The organism is Nocardia violaceofusca NBRC 14427 (genome assembly GCF_963869435.1).
GTDB lineage: Bacteria > Actinomycetota > Actinomycetes > Mycobacteriales > Mycobacteriaceae > Nocardia > Nocardia aobensis.
The window spans coordinates 94,828-111,370 of record NZ_CAWMPM010000024.1 but is presented as its reverse complement, the minus strand read 5'-3'; the positions used below and the strand labels follow the sequence as shown (position 1 = coordinate 111,370).

The following is a 16,543-nucleotide window of genomic DNA, read 5'->3' as shown; positions in this document are numbered from 1 at the left end:
TTCTCCCGCCTCAGAAGCGCCGGCCCGCGCCCGGACGTAGACGATCCTTTCGCGAGGACTCCCGGCTCGAAACCGCCCTGAATCACCACGGCCGATGCTGCCCGTCCAGCCGTGCAACCTGCGACAAACCGATCATCGCAAGGCACCACATATCTCACATCGCCGCACAAGGCCAGTTCTACTCGACCACATGATCTTTCGCTTCATCCGACCCGCACTTTCCGCAGCAGGCCGGACGATCCGTCGCACCCTTTCGGACCGCAACCCAACAGGAGAAATCATGACCCTCCCACACGAAGCCCTCCGCCGCGCGAACAGCAGACCCGGCGTCGCCGATCGAAACGCTGAGTTACCGAACATCTTTCGCGGCCTCGACGACCTCGCTGCGGCACTGTCCGGCACCCTCATCCGACCCGCGGATGCCGAATGGGATCAGGCCCGCGCCGCATGGCAATTGCTGGCCGACCAGCGACCGATCGCCGTGGTGACCGCGGCGACCACCGACGACGTGGCACTCACCGTCCGCGCCGCCGCAGCGCTCGGACTGCGGGTCGCGCCGCAATGCACCGGCCACAACGCCACCCCGCTGGGCGACCTCACACGCACGATCCTGCTGCGCACCGGCGCACTCGACCGGATCGAGATCGACGCCGACGCACGCATCGCACATGTCGACGCCGGCGCCGGCTGCGCCGATCTCACGGCCGCCGCGGCATCCGCGGGCCTCGTACCGATCGGCGGTTTCGCCGCGGACGTCGGCGTGGTCGGCCTCGTGCTGGGCGGCGGCCTCGGCTGGTTCGCGCGCTCACACGGCCCCGCCCGAGCCTCGGTTCTCGAACTCGAACTCGTGACCGGCGACGGGGTGATCCGCCGTGTTCGCGCCGGCGACGACCTGTTCGATTCGGCCCTCGCCGGCGCCGATATCGCGGTGATCACCGCGCTCACACTGCGACTGCACGCCATCGATGACGTGGTCGCGGGCGCCTTGTTCTGGCCGGTCGAATCGACCCGCGACATCTTCCACGCCTGGACGGCATGGACCGCGACGATGCCCGAAACCGTGACCTCCGTGGTTCGAGTACTGCGCTTCCCCGACGCTCCCGACGCCCCACCGATGTTCGCCGGACGGGCCTTCGCGATCATCGAGGCCGTCATACAAGCCGACGCGGCGACGGCACACGATCTGCTCGCGCCGCTACGTGAATTGTCCCCGCTTGTCGACACATTCGATGTCGTCGCACCGTCGACGCTCGCCGGTCTGCATATGGATCCGCCGGTTCCGGTCCCGGCACTCGGGCGCAGCGCGCTGCTCCGGACGCTCCCCGCGGAGGTGGTGGACGCGATCGTCACCGCGGTGACCGACGGTCCCGCCGACATACTCACCTCGATCGAACTGCGCCACCTCGGCGGCGCCCTCGACCGCACCGAAGCGAGCCCGACCCGCGGATCCGCCGCACTCCTGTTCGCCGTCGCCGTCGTTCCCGCCCCGGGCGCGGCCGAAGCGGCCGCAACCGGGTTCCGGGCGCTGACGGCTGCCGTCGCCACCGTCCGATCGGATCGTGACATCAGCAGCTTCACCGAAAGCGCAGCGGCCCCGGAGCGCCTGTTCGGCTCCGACCTGCCGCGATGGGTAGCCGCGAAGGACCGCTGGGACGCCGCGGATGTCATTCACGCGAATCATTCGGTGCGAAACACTCACGGGGCCTGAGTATTTCCCGTTCAATGGAACAGCCGCCTCCTCGGCTGCCGGAGGGGTGCAGCCGGGGAATGGGCGGCGGCCGCGCTGCACCGAGCGCCGCATCGCCCTGCCGAAGGGGCCGGCCGTGCCGTCTCCCACCACTACACCGTGCCGGGATCGTCGAGCGGGTAGGCGAACGTGGGGACGCCGTGCGGCATCGCACGGGCGAGGATCACCGGCTCGTTGTCGCCGATCCGGACGGTGAGCCGGAAGCCGTTGCGATCGTCGGAGTTGTTCTGGGGTTCGAAAGCCGCACAAGCGAATCCGGCGTCGGCGCGCGAGGCGGCAGCCAGCCGGTCCAGCTCGGCGGAGACCGCCTGCCATTCGTCCTTGCCGACGTATTGACGCATCACCGAATGCCACACGACGGTCAGCGTGCCGGGCTCCACCTCGATGCCGGCGAGGAAGTCCCGGGCCCCGGTCACGGCGATATCGACGGGGATCTTCTCCGCCAGTCGCAACGCTCCGTCGAGCCGGGCCGCCCGCGCCTGCTGATCCGGCCAGACATAGGCACGCAATGCGAGCGCGTCGCGCGGCGACAACGGATCCAGCGGCGTCGGATCGCACCCGCGTCGCTCGACGACCGTGACCTGCGGATGGCGTCGCACCGCACCGGCCAGCCACTGCGGGACCGGCCCCCGCCACGCGTCCGCGATCGTGACCGGTGAATCCTGCGGCCCCCAGCCGATATCGCCACTGTCCCAGCGGAAATGGTCGGCGCGCAGGTTGAGTCCGCCGCTGGCACCCAGCTCGAGCAATCGGATCGGCAGCGGCATCGCATCGACCGCCGCGAGCAGCCCGGCCAGCAGCGGAACGGCCCGCCCGACCTCGTTGGTCTGCGGCGGACGAGTCAGCCAGTCGCGAATCCACTCGGCCCGATCGGCCACGACCTGCCGGAACGGAGCCCACGCGCCGGCGGGATCGTGGGCCCGCACCGACGCTCCCGAGCTCGGATAGAAGGGAGCGAGATCGCTTGCGGCGCCGGACAATACCAAGGCGTGCACGCCGGCCAGCAAGCGCAACGGCACCGCGGAATCGAAGTCGATGTCCTCGTAGCCCTCCAGAACCGCGGCGCAGGGTCCGCGATCGTCGATATCGCGCGCGATGTCGCGCAGCAGGGAGCCGTACAGCGGTGAACCGAGCTTGTCGCAGGCCTTGGCTTGCAACTCGAATTGCGATACCAGATGCATGAGTGAACTGTGCGCCGCCGCACAGCCGTAATCAATATTGATTATGGTCAACCCATGGAGTGGATGGACACCGCCGACGCGACCGAACGGCTCGGGGTGAAGCCAGCGACCCTGTACGCCTACGTCAGCCGCGGGGTGCTGAAACGTCGCTACGACCCGGTCCGGCGGCGCAGCCTGTTCGATCCGGCGGAGATCGAGGAGCTGGCCCGGCGGGGTAAACCGCGCCGTAAGCCCGCGCCGACCGAAATCGATATCGCCTCCCGCATCACCACCCTGGGCGCCGACCGGCCGTACTTCCGCGGTCGCGACGCCGTCGAACTGGCCGCATCGCACAGCTTCGAGGCCGTCGCCGAGTGGTTGTGGGAGGGGGACCTCACCGACAGCGGCCCCTGGAAAGCCTCCGAGAAGGCGGTGGCAGCTGCCCGCGCTACCCAGGCCGGCCTGCCCGAGGGCCTGCTGCCGATCGACCGGCTGCAACTCATCGTCACCACCTTGGCCGTCGGCGATCCGCTGCGTTTCCACCGCGATCGCGCGACCGTGGTCACCATCGCGCGCGCCGTGATCGCCGGCATGATCGGGGCCCTCCCGCAGCTGTCCCTCCCGGTCGGCCGCTCCGCCGCCGCGATGCTCTGGTCACGACTGTCCGCCACCGCGCCCGCCGATGACGACGAGTTGCGAATACTGTGCGCGGCAATGGTGCTGCTGGCCGATCACGAGCTGGCGTCCTCCACCTTCGCGGCCCGGATCGCGGCGTCGGCGCACGCCGACCCGTACGCCGTCGTCGGCTGCGGTCTCGGGGTTCTCGGTGGTCCCATGCATGGCGGCGCCTCGCTGGCGGTGGAGCGGATGCTCGCCGATATCACCGACCCCCGCGCCGTACCCACGGCGCTCGACGAGCGTCTGCGTCGCGGTGAACGCATTCCCGGCGCCGGCCACGCCGTCTACCGCTCCGGCGACGCACGCGGCACCTACCTGGTCGATGCGATCCGCACGCTCGCACCGGATCATCCGGCTCTGCTTGTGGCCGAGGCAATTTCGGCTGAACTGCGGCACCGGCGCTTACCCGCGGTCAACAGCGATTTCGGCCTCGGCGTTCTCGCCACGGTGTTCGGCATGATTCCCGGTGCGGGCGAGATCATCTTCGCCGTCGCGCGAACGGCGGGCTGGCTGGCTCACGCGATGGAGGAGTACGAATCCGGGACGCTCATCCGCCCTCGCGCGGTCCCACGACACCGATGACATCACGAACCGACGATCGGACAGCCGCAGCCGCTAAGATTCGAGAACATCCCCGAAGCGGCACAAGACATACAGGGAGGGCAGCGATGCGAGAGGTCTTGGTCGCCGAAGTCCGGTCGGATTCAGAGCCACGGCGCAATCAGAAGGCGCGAGCGAGTGACAACTTCTCGTTCGCGTCCGTGCCGGCGGAGGCGGAAGAACTGCTCTGGCGGACCGGCCCCGGCACCGAAGTGATCAAATTCAGCGTGATGGTCGACGTCCGGGCCAACTACGACCAGCGCGTCCTCTCCAACATCGTCTCCGGCGGCCGAACCCGCATGCCACTGGAACGGAAGTCGTTGTCGCGCCGCGGTTTCTACATCGCCGACCCGTCCGGCGCGACGCAGGAGTTCGTTGTGCAGGTGTATGCGCTGATCCCCGACTGAGTCGTCGACGCCGGCACCCCTGTTCCGCTAACCTCGGCGACCGTGCCCCCTTTCCCCCCGATCGACCCGTACGCCGACGGCCTGCTCGAGGTGGGCCAGGGAAATCGGGTGTACTGGTGCACCAGCGGCAACCCCGCGGGCCGGCCGGTGCTGGTGGTGCACGGCGGACCGGGCAGCGGGAGCAGTCCGGGGCCACGAAAGTCGTTCGACCCGAACGTTTTTCGCCTCGTGCAGTTCGACCAGCGCGGTTGCGGCCGGAGCATTCCGAGCGCCGCCGACCCGGCCACCGACATGTCGGTGAACACCACCGAGCACCTGATCGCGGATATGGAGCGGCTGCGCACCCATCTCGGCATCGACCGCTGGCTGCTGTACGGCGGATCCTGGGGTTCGACGCTCATCCTCGCCTACGCCGAGCGGTACCCGGAGCGGGTCACCGGGATCGTGCTGGTCGGCATCACCACCACTCGCCGCCGCGAAATCGACTGGCTGTATCGGGGTGTCGCACAGCTGCTGCCCGCCGAGTGGGAGCGGTTCCGGGCCGGGCTGCCCGGCGACGGTGACCTGGTCGACGGTTACCGGCGACTACTCGAAGACCCGGACCCGGAGGTGCGCCGCAGCGCCGCGATCGAGTGGTGCCGCTGGGAGGACGCGGTGATCGCCCACGAATCCCTGGGCCGCCCAGGGCAATACAGCGCCAAGCCGGACGCGGCCATGCTCACCTTCGTCCGGATCTGCACCCACTACTTCGCGCACGCGGCGTGGCTCGACGAGGGCGTGCTGCTGCGCGAGGCCGGGCGCCTGGCCGGAATCCCCGGTGAACTGATCCACGGCCGCCTCGATCTCAGCGCGCCCCTGGAAACCGCCTGGGAACTGGCGAAAGTCTGGCCCGAGGCCCGCCTGCACGTCATCGACGACTCAGGCCACACCGGCAGCCCCGCCATGAGCGAAGCGATCGCCCGAGCCATCGCCCGCTTCGCGCAAACCGACGTCTGATAGGTGACCTATCGCTCCCCGAGCCGCAGCGCTTGCCGCACCTTCTCGGCGCGCTGTACCTCCCTGCCGTACAGCAATCCGTAGGTGAAGGCGTTCTCCCCGGACAGGTGCGCCTGGACACCGAGGGTGCGCACCTCGGCGCGCGCGACGACCGCGTCCTGGTGGACGCCGAGGGATTTCTGCAACTTCTTCATGCGGCGGGCCAGCTTCTTCTTGCCGGTCGCCTCGGCCGCGTAGCGGGTGCGTTTCGCCGCCTTCCGCACCTCGTGCAGGCCGCGATCGGTGCCGAGCCGCCCGATGTCGTCGAACGCACGGTCGACGCGGCGGCGGGTCTTGCGCAGCCCCTTGCCCTTCTTGCGGTGCAGCGGGAGTCGGTGACTGGTTTCCAGGCAGTCCAGCAGCGCGAAGTATCGTTCGCTGTTGAGCGCCTCGAGCACGTCGGTGCGGGCCGCCGATCGGCGTGGGACGAACGACTCGGTCAGCCGCCGGCGTACCTCGCCGATCACCAGTTCGTCCGGCAGGGCCCTGACCTCCGCGACGAGGTGGTCGTGCAGAACCTCGAGATCACGCATATCGCCGAGGACACCGGAGAGCCACTTCAACTCGTTGCGCAGATCTCGCGAGCCCTTGAAGGCCTGCAGAATGCTGCGCAGCCGACGACCGGCGACCCGCATGTGGTGGATCGAGTCGGGGCTGCGGCGCCGGATCAGGATGTCCTGCTCGATCATCTTGTCCGCCTGCTTGCGCATATAGCCCTGCAGACCCCGCTCGGGTGGACGCGGCGTCGTACGGACACCGAGGACGCGCAGTGCCTTCGGCGGCGCGTCCGACGGCTTGCCCAGTCTCTTCTCGACGGTGTCGAACACATCCGGACCACCGCCGGTCAACTCGACCTCGATCTCCTCCCACGACATCACCGACGACGACTCACCGAGGGTCTGACCCGACACACTGTCGGCGACGATCTCCGCCGCGACCGCGCCCCGATCGTCGGACAGCCGCCATTTCCGCCGTTTCGTCCGAATATGCGCCACCGGTGCGAGCGGCCGGCCCCGGGTGATCCCCGCGAGCATGTCGGTCAGCTCCTGCGGCGCCGACTTGCCCCCGCGTCCCAGCGGGACCTGAATCTCTTCACGGGTATCCTCCCCCACCGGCAACTTCAGATGCCACCCCTCATCCTCCCCACCGGTCCGCCGCCGAAGCGTAATTCCCTTGTGCGCCAACCGCAGATCCGCGGTGTCGTGGTAGACGGCGTCCAGTACCTGCTCCTCGCTCAGCGGGTCCAGGGTCATACCGGGCACATCATCCAGCGGCACCCCACCCGTGATCGGCAACTGGTACTTCCGTTCCCTTTCGTTCACGTGCGTGGCCATATACCCCGGCTACCACGAATGGGCGATTTTAGTCGTGGGTTGCTCTACCGACCGGTGGTCGCGGTGTCGACACCGTGACCGCGTACTACCCGCCGGCGCGAACACGCGGTTCGTCGGATGGGGCTTCGATCGCACCGGAGGCATTCTCCGGTCCCGGGCCAGGAGCCGAGCGACCGAACTTCCAGCTCGCTACCGCATCGGTGCCGCAGAATGGGCCGAAGCGCCGATCCGGAAAGGCACCGATGACGACTCCATCGCTCACCTCCGAGTACGCAAACCTGAGCAGCTGATCGATATCGGTTGCGGGACAGGTGAGTTCCTCGCTCTGCTCGCTGAGCGTGGGCACGCCGGGCAGTTGTGCGGACTCGATGCCTCACACTCGGCCGCGAGCGCGGCAGCCCGGCTTTCAGGGGTGGCAGGTATCCGCGCCGCAGCGGAGCGGATACCCGCTCGCAACGGAGCATGGGATTGCCTGACAGCCCGGCACATGCTCTATCACCTGGACGATCCGCTCCGGGCCCTCCGCGAGTTCCGGCGGGTCGTCCGCTGCGGTGGCACGGTATGTGTCGTCGTCAACCACGCCAGAGCATGCGCACGGACCTGCGACCTCGTGGCCGCCGTCTCCGCCCGCTACGGATTTCGAGAGCCGCCGGGGATGCTCAACCCCACCGTCGACTCCGACACCGTGCCCGCCATGATGCGAGACGTCTTCGGCAACGCCGAAGTCCGATCGTTCGACAACGCACTGGTCATCCCGGAACCCGAACCCGCAATTCGGTTCGCGGAGTCGCTGTTCGGCTTCTACGGCGTCGCACCGGCCGCGCCCGGATACTCCGAAGTCCGAGCCGAGGTGGAGGCCGAGTTGCACCGCTGGTTCGCAGCCAATCCGGGCCGGCCGTGGCGAGATCCGAAGGGGTACACGGCAACCACGGCGATCCGCGCGTAGGTCCTTCGTTGTCAGGCGACGACCGTCGTACTGTTCCGGTCGTTCTACCGTTCCTGTGCCCTGGCGATCCCGCGGGCGGGTTCTGGAACGGCCGTGGTCGGCGCCCGCATCGTGCCGGTTTTCGCCCTTGACCAGGGCGCAGTCGAGCCGGGAGCCCAACCGATACGAAGTCGGCGCAGCGCGGATTTGCGCTGTCGCGATTCGCGATTCGCGGCTGAGCGGGCCGCACAGGCGACGAATCACTCCTCGGTGATTCGGCCGCCGACATGGACGGCGTTGCCGTAACCGCCGTCGGGCTGCCGAGCAAGAAGCGGCGGAACCTGGCGGGAGACCGCGGCGACCGGCTCGGAACGGGTGGTGACATCGTGTGCGTCCTTATCGCGCCACAGCTGGGTCAGCCAGATCGTGTCCGGGTCGTCGAATGCGGTGTTGATGCTGTAGTGGAGCAGGCCGCTATCGTCACCGCCGGCGCGAAGTCCGGCGAGGAGCACCGCGATCAACTCGTCGCGCCGCCCGGGCAGAGCGGTCATTCGCCCGTAGACGCTGAACATATTCCCATTCCCGCTGGACATACATTTCGCCTTTCGCCCGCCCCTCCTGCGACGAGGCTACTCCGAGGCAGCAATCGGGGTGCACCGCCGAATCCCCAGTGTCTCCGGCAGATTCGCAACCTAGAACGCGCGGTTCCACATTCCGATACGGTCGAGCTTTCAGTCGTGGGTTTTCCCGGTTAAGACATCGATCGCGTCGTTGCGCCCTCCGAGGACCGGACCGGCCGCTGTAAGCCTTCGACCTAGCTGGCCAGCAGGTCGAGCAGGGAGCCGAAGATGAACAGACCCAGGGCAATCCAGCGCAGAGGATGGGCCGGATGTTCGCGGTGCATGACCCAGACGATCGAACGCGTTATCGGGACCGGGAGCCAGCACACGACCGCCCAGAGCCACGCCAGAACAGCCCCGGCACGGTGACGTTGATCGGGTTGCGTGGTCAGGTACGTCAACGGCGCGAGTATCACCAGCCCGATTGCGATCGCCACCATGAGCCCTGGCAGGTGCGATCCCACCGTCCACTGGGCGATGAGATAAGTCGGGGCGGCGAGGACGAGGACTCCCAGCAGGACCGAGCCGATTCGCTCCACCCGCCGGTCGACGTATTCGGCATTACGCCACGCTGTTTTCTCGCTTCCGTCCAACGTGTTGACGAAAGCCGCTTCGACCCGGCTCTCGAAAATCTTTTGGCCATGCTGACATTCCCATTTGTATACAACCGGATCCGGCCCGACGACCACAATGTCGTCGGCGACCGAGACCGGGGGCATGGCATACCTGCACGATGCGCAGATGAGCTCGCCGTCGAATGTCTCGACCAGCGATGCCAGCAGCGACTCGTACTCCGGAGTATCGCGTCCTCGTTGCCCTACCGTAAGGTCCGACTTCACGCGACACTCCAGTGCGCGCAGGCGTTCGAGTAACCGGGCCGCGTCGCGGGTTGCCGTGATTCTGTTTTTCGCTCTACTCAGACGCTTCACGTTCCGTCTACCGAATTCGTTCAACGCGGCAGCGCCGATCAGATCGAAGATCACTGGCAGGCCGGCCACGAACTGAAGACTTTTCCCGAGACGACCCCAGAAAAGAACCGAATGTCCGAGTAGAAGATTCGCTTCGGGCAGCGGGCCGCGTGACCACCGCACGCACAGCTCCCACCACCAGCCGCGGAAGACCACCGCCGCGATGAGCACGAGAGCACCGCCCAACCACCATGCGCGAAGGCCGAAGCGGCGTTGCTCTCGTGCTGTGTTCCCTCCGCCCACCCCTACGACGATCACCCAATCCCTGCGTGGCGTCCAGCCCGCAATTCGAAGGGCTGTGGGCAGACATCGCACAGCGCACCAGTTTCGCCGGGGCCGGGGTGCTTCCGGGCGACCCGGTGACGGTTGCCGGGGAAATCCGGTGGCGAGGCGAAACGAAGGGCTTCTCAGAGTTTGACGACGATCTTGCCGGTGTGGGTGCTGGACTCCATCAGTCGGTGGGCCTCGCGGATGCTGTCGAGGCCGTCGAAGACCGCGCCGACGTGGGGGCGGAACACACCGTCGCGGATGCCGGAGGCGATCCAGTGATTGATGCGGCGGCGGCCGTCGGCGGTAACCGACAGTTCCATGTTGGCGTAGCCGAGGATTCGGAGCGGCCAGTTCATGGGCATGGCCATCGGGCGCTGGTCGAGCCAGCCGTAAACGACCACCGTGCCGTTATGCGCTGCGGCCGTGCTCAATTCGGCCAGGCCGGGCCCGCCGACGGCATCGAAGATCACCTGCGCGCCGACGCCGTCGGTGATGCGTCGCGTCTCGGCCACGACATCGGTATCGGCCGAGGCGATGACGTGTGCTGCTCCGTTGTCGAGCAGGTATCGGCTCTTCTCGCCCGTTCGGGTGACCGCGATGGGGATGGCGCCGATGCGGGCAGCGGTCTGCAGTGCCGCGATACCGACGCCACTGGACGCCGCGGTGATCAGGACGTGGTCGCCCGGACGCAGGCCACCGGTTTCGATCATGCCGCCGTATGCGGTGGAGTAGGTCAGCCAGGTGGCCGCACCGGTGACCGCGTCGAGGCCCTCCGGACGCGGGACCACCGACTCCACCGGCAGCACCACCCGCTCGGCATACACTCCGGCCGAGCTCATCTCGATGTTCGGGCCCGTCGAGACCTTGTCTCCCACAGCGTATTCGGTGACGCCGTCGCCGACGGCCTCGATCACTCCGGAGGATTCGTAGCCGAGCCGGGATCCCGGAAGTGTCGGCAGGTAGTAGTAGGTGCCGGCCCGGAACAAGGCCTCCGCCCGGTTGAGTCCGAGCGCTTCGATGCGGATGAGTACCTCCTTCGGTCCGGGCGCCGGCAGATCGAGATTTTCGATGGTCAAGACCTCGGGATCACCGAGTTCGTGGAAGACGACGGTGCGTGCGGTAATCGCGTCGGTTGTCATGCCACTGACGCTATTCACCAGCGGAGAGATGATCTATGCGTGAAAGTCTTGCGGAAATGTCCATTCGTCTCGCTACCAGGATTGCGGCTACCATGCGGATATGGGCTTGGACGTACTCAGCGATGCCGTCGCGACGATGCGAACCGGGCGTCCACACTCGTCGCGTCAGCACAAGTCGGCCCCGTGGGGAATGCGTTTCCCCGCGTCGGACGGCACGGGATTCCATGTCGTGCTGCAAGGTTCGGCATGGTTGATCCTCGAGAACCGCGAGCCGACTCCGCTCGGCCCCGGCGATATCGTCTTCCTGCCGCACGGCCGCGGCCACGCCCTGGCCAGCGGTCCGACGGCGCCGCTGCGAGCGGTGAACCCGCGGCCCGACGGATCCTGGCCACCACCCGCACCCGACCCGCACACACCAGGCGCGCCCATCACGCTATTACTGTGCGGCGCATACCAACTCGATCGTCGGCGTGCCCATCCCCTGCTCACCGATCTGCCCGATGTGGTCCATCTACGCCCCAGAGTCGGCACCCACCGCTCCCTGCGTGCGGCGGTGGAACTACTCGGCACCGAACTCGAAGAGTCTCAGCCCGGTTCGGACGCCATCGTGACGTCCCTGCTCGACACATTGCTGCTCTACATTCTGCGCGCCTGGTGGTTGGACACCGAGGACGACGGCACCCCTCGTAACGGCTGGGCGGCCGCCTTGGCCGACCGCCCCGTCGCCACCGCGCTGCGCGCCATACACACCAGCCCCGAAAAGCCCTGGACCGTAGAAGAACTCGGTGCCCTCGGCGGTCTGTCGCGCGCCGCCTTCTCCCGCCGCTTCACCGCCACGGTCGGCCGGTCCCCACTCGCTTATCTGACCTGGTGGCGCATGACCCTCGCCGGCCGCTTGCTCCGCTCCGACGACACGCCGCTGCACACTGTGGCCCAACGAGTCGGCTACACCTCCGAATTCGCCTTCGCCAAGGCATTCAAGCGTGAGTACAGCACTCCTCCGGGTCGTTATCGCGCTGCGGCACTTGAGCTTTCGCGCTGACTTCCGCAGCTCTGAAGGGATCGGATCGAACCAGGGCACGTCGCCGCCCGCTTCAAAGGTGCAGATCGGGTAGGCGGCGTGGTTGTGACGCCCGTCTCGCGCTAGTCGAAGCTGTCGTCCTCCGGCAGATTCTCGGCTGCGGAGCGCCGGCGAAATCGTCTGCCGATGGCTGCGGCAACTCCCGCGCCGATCGCACCGCCCACCACCGCGCCCAACAGACTCTGCGGCAACGAATCCGACGGCAACGTGCGCCACAGGAAAACGATCAGCCATGCGGCGATCAACGGATACGTCGTGGCATAGGCGATCCGTCTGCGCCGCAGCGGGAAGCCTTTCAGCAGGGTCTGCATATCAATGCCGCGCCGCGCGCAATAGCGGAGCAGCAGCAGCGAAGTGAGGCTGGGAAGCACGAAGATCAGGAGTGAGACCCACTTGGCATCCACCGCCGCGGCGACGATCGCGATCGCATAGCAGCCGTAGATCGTCGCGCACAGCGCCATCGTCGAGCCCCGATAGAACTCCTCGCGGGCGCGTTCGTCTCCCCAGGCCGGCTCGTCGGGCGCTAGGAAGATGTCTTCGAATGCAGTGGTTTTGGCCATGTCCCCTCCAGATCCTCGGTCCAGAAAATGTCTTCCACCGTCGTTCCCAGCGCACGGGCGATCCGCAGTGCGAGATAGACACTCGGCGCGTAGTCGCCCTGTTCGATCGAGATCACGGTCTGCCGGCTGACGCCGACAGTTGCCGCCAACTGCGCCTGGGTCATCCGGCACTCGCGCCGCCGCGTACGTACCGGATGCTCCTGCTGCTCGCCGACCACGAGACAAATGTTAAGGATGTTTGACATCCAATGTCAAGGAAACTTGTCTTTTCCGCCTCGGGGCGTGTGCAGGCCGCACGGTTCCGCGCACCGCAGCGTGACGCGGAGGGAGACGACAGCTGCATCGCACGGCGGTCGAGATCGCTTGGATCGTATGCGGCGCAATCGGTCTCGGCCGCTGCGAACCCGCACCCGCACCGTAGTGGATCACCGCGTACGCGCCGCCGTCGAGCGGTTCACCGTAGAGTTCGACATTGCGTGGTCGCCGGTCAACCCGCTCGGATGCATGCGCCCCCAGCGCCCGCTCCGTCGCTGTCGGCGAACCTGCGAGGGAACACATCGTTCATGGCGCGTTACGACGGCTGCAGAGGCGCAGGGCTTCACATCTAACGGCCATGAACGTCGTATGGCTTTGTCGGCCAGCACTTTTCGTCGGTAGTTCTGACGTGAATCGCACAGCTCGGCACCGGCACACCTCAGACGTTTCCCGGCAATGTGATTCGGTGGCCGCACCGCACGCGAGTAGGCGACCTCGCCGCCCCGGACCGCGGCCATCGGTTGCACGCGGACAGCGGCAGCGGCCGAGTCGGCACGACACCGATCCGGCTACCTCAAGCAGGCGACTTGTCCAGTGGCGTCGCACGGACGAAGTCGACAACCACTGCAGCGAGCTCTTCGCCCTTGTCCTCCTGGAGGAAATGCCCCGCCGAGGTGATGGTCACCGGTGCATGCGCCGCGGCGCCAGGGATTTTCGACCACAGGACCTTGTCGCCGCCGCGCGTGATCGGATCCGAGTCCGAGAACGCGCACAGGAACGGCCGCTCGAACGTCTCCAGGACTGCCCACGCGGCTCGGTTCGCGGGTGCGGCAGGATCCTCCGGACTGGTCGGAACCAGGAGCGGGAACTGGCGGGCGCCCTGCTTGTAGGTGTCGTCGGGGAAGGGGGCGTCGTAGGCAGCGATCACCTCGGAAGCAAGCTCGGTCTGGCATGCGCCGTTGACGATCTTCCCGGCTCGGAAGTCGGGGGTGTCCTGGCTGAAGCGCTGCCAGGCGAGGAACGCGTCGCCGGGATGGCGATCACCGGTCGGCAAGAACGTATTCGCCGCGACCACACGCGCGAAACGCTCGGGATGCTCACCCACCAGGCGCAACCCGATCAGGCCGCCCCAGTCCTGGCATACGAGAGTGATCCGGTCGAGGCCGATGGCGTCGATCGCCGCCCAGGTCCAGTCGACGTGTGCCTGATAGGTGTAGTCGGCGCGGTCCGCCGGCTTGTCACTGCGGCCGAATCCGACGAGATCGATCGCGACCGCCCGCAGCCCGGCCGAGACCAGAACCGGGATCATCCGCCGATACAGATACGACCACGACGGCTCACCGTGCAACAGCAGAACGACCTCACCGTCGGGCGGCCCTTCGTCCAGGTAGTGCACCCGCAACGTGGTCCCGTCGTCGGCCGGCACCTCGACGTAATGCGGTTCGAACGGGAAGTCGGGCAGTCCCGCGAAGCGCTCGTCGAGGGTTCTCAGTACCCGCATGGCCCAATCCCTTTCGTCGAACTAGCTGCCGTTGCTGTACACCCGGGTCGGTTCGACCAGAACCGCCGCGCGGCGCTCCGCCGCCATTACGCGGTCGTACTCGTCCCAGTCGTCGTGCTCGCCGCCGGCGGCCGTGAACACATCACGCAGAAGCCGGCGCAACCCCTCGGCGTCGATCCACGACTGCGGGTCGTCGGGCCCGACGATCTGCCCCCGCCCTTCCACCGTCGCCCACGCCCACCCTTGCCGGAACGTGGCGCTCACCTGCGGCCGAGCGCGGAGGTTCGCGAGCTTCACCTTGCCGTAGGTCACGAACCCCAGAACCGGCTCACCCGTCGAAGGATGAGCCAACAACCCGACGTTGACCAGCGTCGACTGGATCGTCTGATCGGATCTCAGGGTGGAGACGACGGCAAGCCCCTTCTCGGCACGACCGAGTTCCACCGCCTGTTCCAGTGTCGTCATCACATCTCCCGTGGTTGGATGCTCCGATCCTCGCACGGCCCATTGTGCGCTTGCCGGAATTCGGCGGCTGTCGTCACGCAGCCGACGACGGGTTCGCGCCCGAACTGCCCGGCTCCGGTGGCTGAAGGATCGCGGGAGGTGAATTTTCCGTGCAAACCTCCACAAGAATGCGAGAAAACTCGAAAAATGGGCGAGGTTTGCACGATTAGTTCACCCACCCCGGTCCGCCGCGTCGGGGCGCTCACTCATCCGCTTCCCGGTGTGCATCTTCGCTGGACCCAACGCCCCGGGCGGCGGCTTCGCGGGCGGCCTCACCGCTGCGCAGCGGCGCACCCACCTGATGCAGATGCCTCAGCGCCTCCCGATACGAGGAGAGCAGCCCCGTCTCGTGATACGGCACGCCGATCTCGGCGCAGTAATCACGGACGATGACCTGGGCATGCCGCAAATTCGGAGTCGGCATGCTCGGAAACAGGTGGTGCTCGATCTGATAGTTGAGCCCGCCGAGGGCGATATCGGTCAACGCACCACCACGCACGTTGCGCGAGGTCAGCACCTGTCGGCGCAAGTAGTCGGGCCGGTCGTCCCCGGTGAAGGTCGGCATCCCCTTGTGGTTCGGCGCGAAGATGCATCCCATGTAGAGACCGAACAACGCCTGATGCACAGCGAAGAACGCAAAAGCCTTGTCGGCAGGCAAGATTGCGAACAGTGCGCCCAGGTAGGCAGCGAAGTGGCCGAAGAGCAACGCCCCCTCCAACACGCGACGCTTGACCGCCCGGCTCCGAAGCGCACGCACTCCGGCCACATGCAGATTCAGCCCCTCCAACATCAACAGCGGGAAGAACAGAAATGCCTGCGCCCGCCCGATCAGCCGAGGCAACCCACGACTACCCCGCGCCTGCCGCTGCGACCAAACCAGAATGTCCGGCGCGACATCAGGATCGAGCTCCTCATGATTCGGATTGGCATGATGCCGCGTGTGCTTGTCCTGCCACCACCCATACCCCAGCCCGATCCCCGCATTCCCCACGACCCGACCCATGATCTCGGTCGGCCGCCGAAGGCGAAAGACCTGACGATGCGCGACATCATGCATAACGAGCGCGACCTGAGCGAACGTGACGGCCATGAACGCCGCGACCATCAACGTCCACCACGAGTCGCCGACCAGCACGAACGCCACCCAGCCGGCCACGAAGGCAATCCCGACGAGGCCGAGCCGGATGACGTAGTAGCCGGGACGGCGGTCCATCAAGCCCGCGTCGGAGACACGACGCAGTAGTCCGGCGTAATCACCGTCGGCTCCGGTGCGCCGCGAGCGTGAGTGTGGAACCAAGGCCGGTGTCGTCATAGTTCTCCCTCAGAGCAGGCGCGGATACCACCTCGGCCCGCCCTCGATGCCCGACTCGCTGGAGATTCGGCGGGCACTGGTCAGTGGGTCGGTGTGGCGACTTCGATACACCAAAGCTATTGGCCGGGTTCTCGTTTCATGTCATACCCAGGTATGGGATCGGGATCGAACTGTGGGGTGACAGGTGCGCCGTCGGCCCGAATGCCGGGCAGTACTCAACTACGGTGCAGACAGCCGCCCGACGTCCAAACGGCACGGGTTCCCGGCCACTCGTCAGATGTGTCGCCGTTGCCGCAGTGCAGCGGGTGATAACCATCCGGCGGGCCCAGGCCACGTGCTCAGAAGGGCCCACACCCGAGAAATCGGAGGGAGAGTTGTTTACGTCCGCGACGCAACGGAGGATGACTGGACGACTGGCGAGAGTCCTGCCCAACCTGGGCTGCGCAG

16 protein-coding genes and 1 pseudogene are annotated in these 16,543 nt (G+C 67.0%); 7 read left to right on the top strand and 10 right to left on the bottom strand.

The genetic code is table 11. The annotated features are described in order from the left end of the window. Positions 1–280: 280 nt before the first annotated feature. On the top strand, positions 281–1,708 hold the full coding sequence (locus AC5592_RS20090; RefSeq protein ID WP_063065116.1) for an FAD-binding oxidoreductase: 1,428 nt from the start codon (positions 281–283) through the stop codon (positions 1,706–1,708). Between the two features lie 131 nt (positions 1,709–1,839). Here AC5592_RS20090 and AC5592_RS20085 read toward each other — a convergent pair whose 3' ends face one another. Beyond that, positions 1,840–2,928, bottom strand: a complete 1,089-nt coding sequence (locus AC5592_RS20085; RefSeq protein WP_036500110.1) for a DUF2332 domain-containing protein — start codon at positions 2,926–2,928, stop codon at positions 1,840–1,842. Between the two features lie 54 nt (positions 2,929–2,982). On the opposite strand from AC5592_RS20085, the gene AC5592_RS20080 reads away from it, so the two are divergent. From AC5592_RS20080 to pip, 3 genes are all read left to right on the top strand, one after another. Beyond that, positions 2,983–4,167 (top strand): citrate synthase, encoded by a 1,185-nt coding sequence (locus AC5592_RS20080; RefSeq protein WP_063065115.1) that lies wholly within the window; start codon positions 2,983–2,985, stop codon positions 4,165–4,167. A 98-nt stretch (positions 4,168–4,265) separates the two neighbouring features. After that, entirely contained in the window at positions 4,266–4,592 is a 327-nt protein-coding gene (locus AC5592_RS20075; RefSeq protein ID WP_157104176.1) for a hypothetical protein, read from the top strand. A gap of 42 nt (positions 4,593–4,634) precedes the next feature. After that, positions 4,635–5,588, top strand: coding sequence for a prolyl aminopeptidase (pip, locus tag AC5592_RS20070; RefSeq protein ID WP_063065114.1), 954 nt, complete (start codon positions 4,635–4,637; stop codon positions 5,586–5,588). A gap of 8 nt (positions 5,589–5,596) precedes the next feature. Here the strand turns inward: pip and AC5592_RS20065 are convergent, their stop codons facing one another. Continuing rightward, a complete protein-coding gene (locus AC5592_RS20065; protein WP_063065113.1) occupies positions 5,597–6,961 on the bottom strand; it encodes a CYTH and CHAD domain-containing protein in 1,365 nt (454 codons plus the stop codon). Between AC5592_RS20065 and AC5592_RS20060 the strand changes: the two are divergent. Both AC5592_RS20060 and AC5592_RS20055 read left to right on the top strand, forming a co-directional pair. After that, positions 6,912–7,523 (top strand): annotated as a pseudogene (locus tag AC5592_RS20060) (class I SAM-dependent methyltransferase); the annotation flags it as partial. The gene AC5592_RS20065 and the pseudogene AC5592_RS20060 overlap by 50 nt on opposite strands. A gap of 48 nt (positions 7,524–7,571) precedes the next feature. After that, positions 7,572–7,907 (top strand): hypothetical protein, encoded by a 336-nt coding sequence (locus AC5592_RS20055; RefSeq protein ID WP_232329458.1) that lies wholly within the window; start codon positions 7,572–7,574, stop codon positions 7,905–7,907. 239 nt (positions 7,908–8,146) lie between these two features. Here AC5592_RS20055 and AC5592_RS20050 read toward each other — a convergent pair whose 3' ends face one another. The 3 genes from AC5592_RS20050 to AC5592_RS20040 form a co-directional block, all read right to left on the bottom strand. Further along, on the bottom strand, positions 8,147–8,479 hold the full coding sequence (locus tag AC5592_RS20050) for a putative quinol monooxygenase (protein WP_084506912.1): 333 nt from the start codon (positions 8,477–8,479) through the stop codon (positions 8,147–8,149). Between the two features lie 221 nt (positions 8,480–8,700). Next, positions 8,701–9,645: a hypothetical protein gene (locus AC5592_RS20045; RefSeq protein ID WP_063065109.1), complete on the bottom strand. Its 945-nt coding sequence runs from the start codon at positions 9,643–9,645 to the stop codon at positions 8,701–8,703. A 236-nt stretch (positions 9,646–9,881) separates the two neighbouring features. Continuing rightward, entirely contained in the window at positions 9,882–10,883 is a 1,002-nt protein-coding gene (locus AC5592_RS20040; RefSeq protein WP_036500091.1) for a zinc-dependent alcohol dehydrogenase family protein, read from the bottom strand. Positions 10,884–10,983: 100 nt separating this feature from the next. On the opposite strand from AC5592_RS20040, the gene AC5592_RS20035 reads away from it, so the two are divergent. Beyond that, positions 10,984–11,925: an AraC family transcriptional regulator gene (locus AC5592_RS20035; protein ID WP_232329457.1), complete on the top strand. Its 942-nt coding sequence runs from the start codon at positions 10,984–10,986 to the stop codon at positions 11,923–11,925. Between the two features lie 101 nt (positions 11,926–12,026). On the opposite strand, the gene AC5592_RS20030 is transcribed toward AC5592_RS20035, so the two are convergent. The 5 genes from AC5592_RS20030 to AC5592_RS20010 form a co-directional block, all read right to left on the bottom strand. Then, the gene (locus AC5592_RS20030; RefSeq protein WP_157122064.1) at positions 12,027–12,524 is read right to left on the bottom strand and encodes a hypothetical protein; all 498 of its coding nucleotides are present in this window, start codon (positions 12,522–12,524) and stop codon (positions 12,027–12,029) included. Further along, a complete protein-coding gene (locus tag AC5592_RS20025) occupies positions 12,488–12,769 on the bottom strand; it encodes a helix-turn-helix transcriptional regulator (RefSeq protein WP_063065107.1) in 282 nt (93 codons plus the stop codon). Before AC5592_RS20025 ends, AC5592_RS20030 begins: the two co-directional genes overlap by 37 nt. Positions 12,770–13,353: 584 nt before the next feature. After that, a complete protein-coding gene (locus tag AC5592_RS20020) occupies positions 13,354–14,280 on the bottom strand; it encodes a haloalkane dehalogenase (protein WP_063065106.1) in 927 nt (308 codons plus the stop codon). Positions 14,281–14,301: 21 nt separating this feature from the next. Continuing rightward, positions 14,302–14,745 (bottom strand): TIGR03618 family F420-dependent PPOX class oxidoreductase, encoded by a 444-nt coding sequence (locus AC5592_RS20015; RefSeq protein WP_063065105.1) that lies wholly within the window; start codon positions 14,743–14,745, stop codon positions 14,302–14,304. Between the two features lie 241 nt (positions 14,746–14,986). Further along, positions 14,987–16,096 (bottom strand): fatty acid desaturase family protein, encoded by a 1,110-nt coding sequence (locus AC5592_RS20010; protein ID WP_063065104.1) that lies wholly within the window; start codon positions 16,094–16,096, stop codon positions 14,987–14,989. Positions 16,097–16,543: the final 447 nt, after the last annotated feature.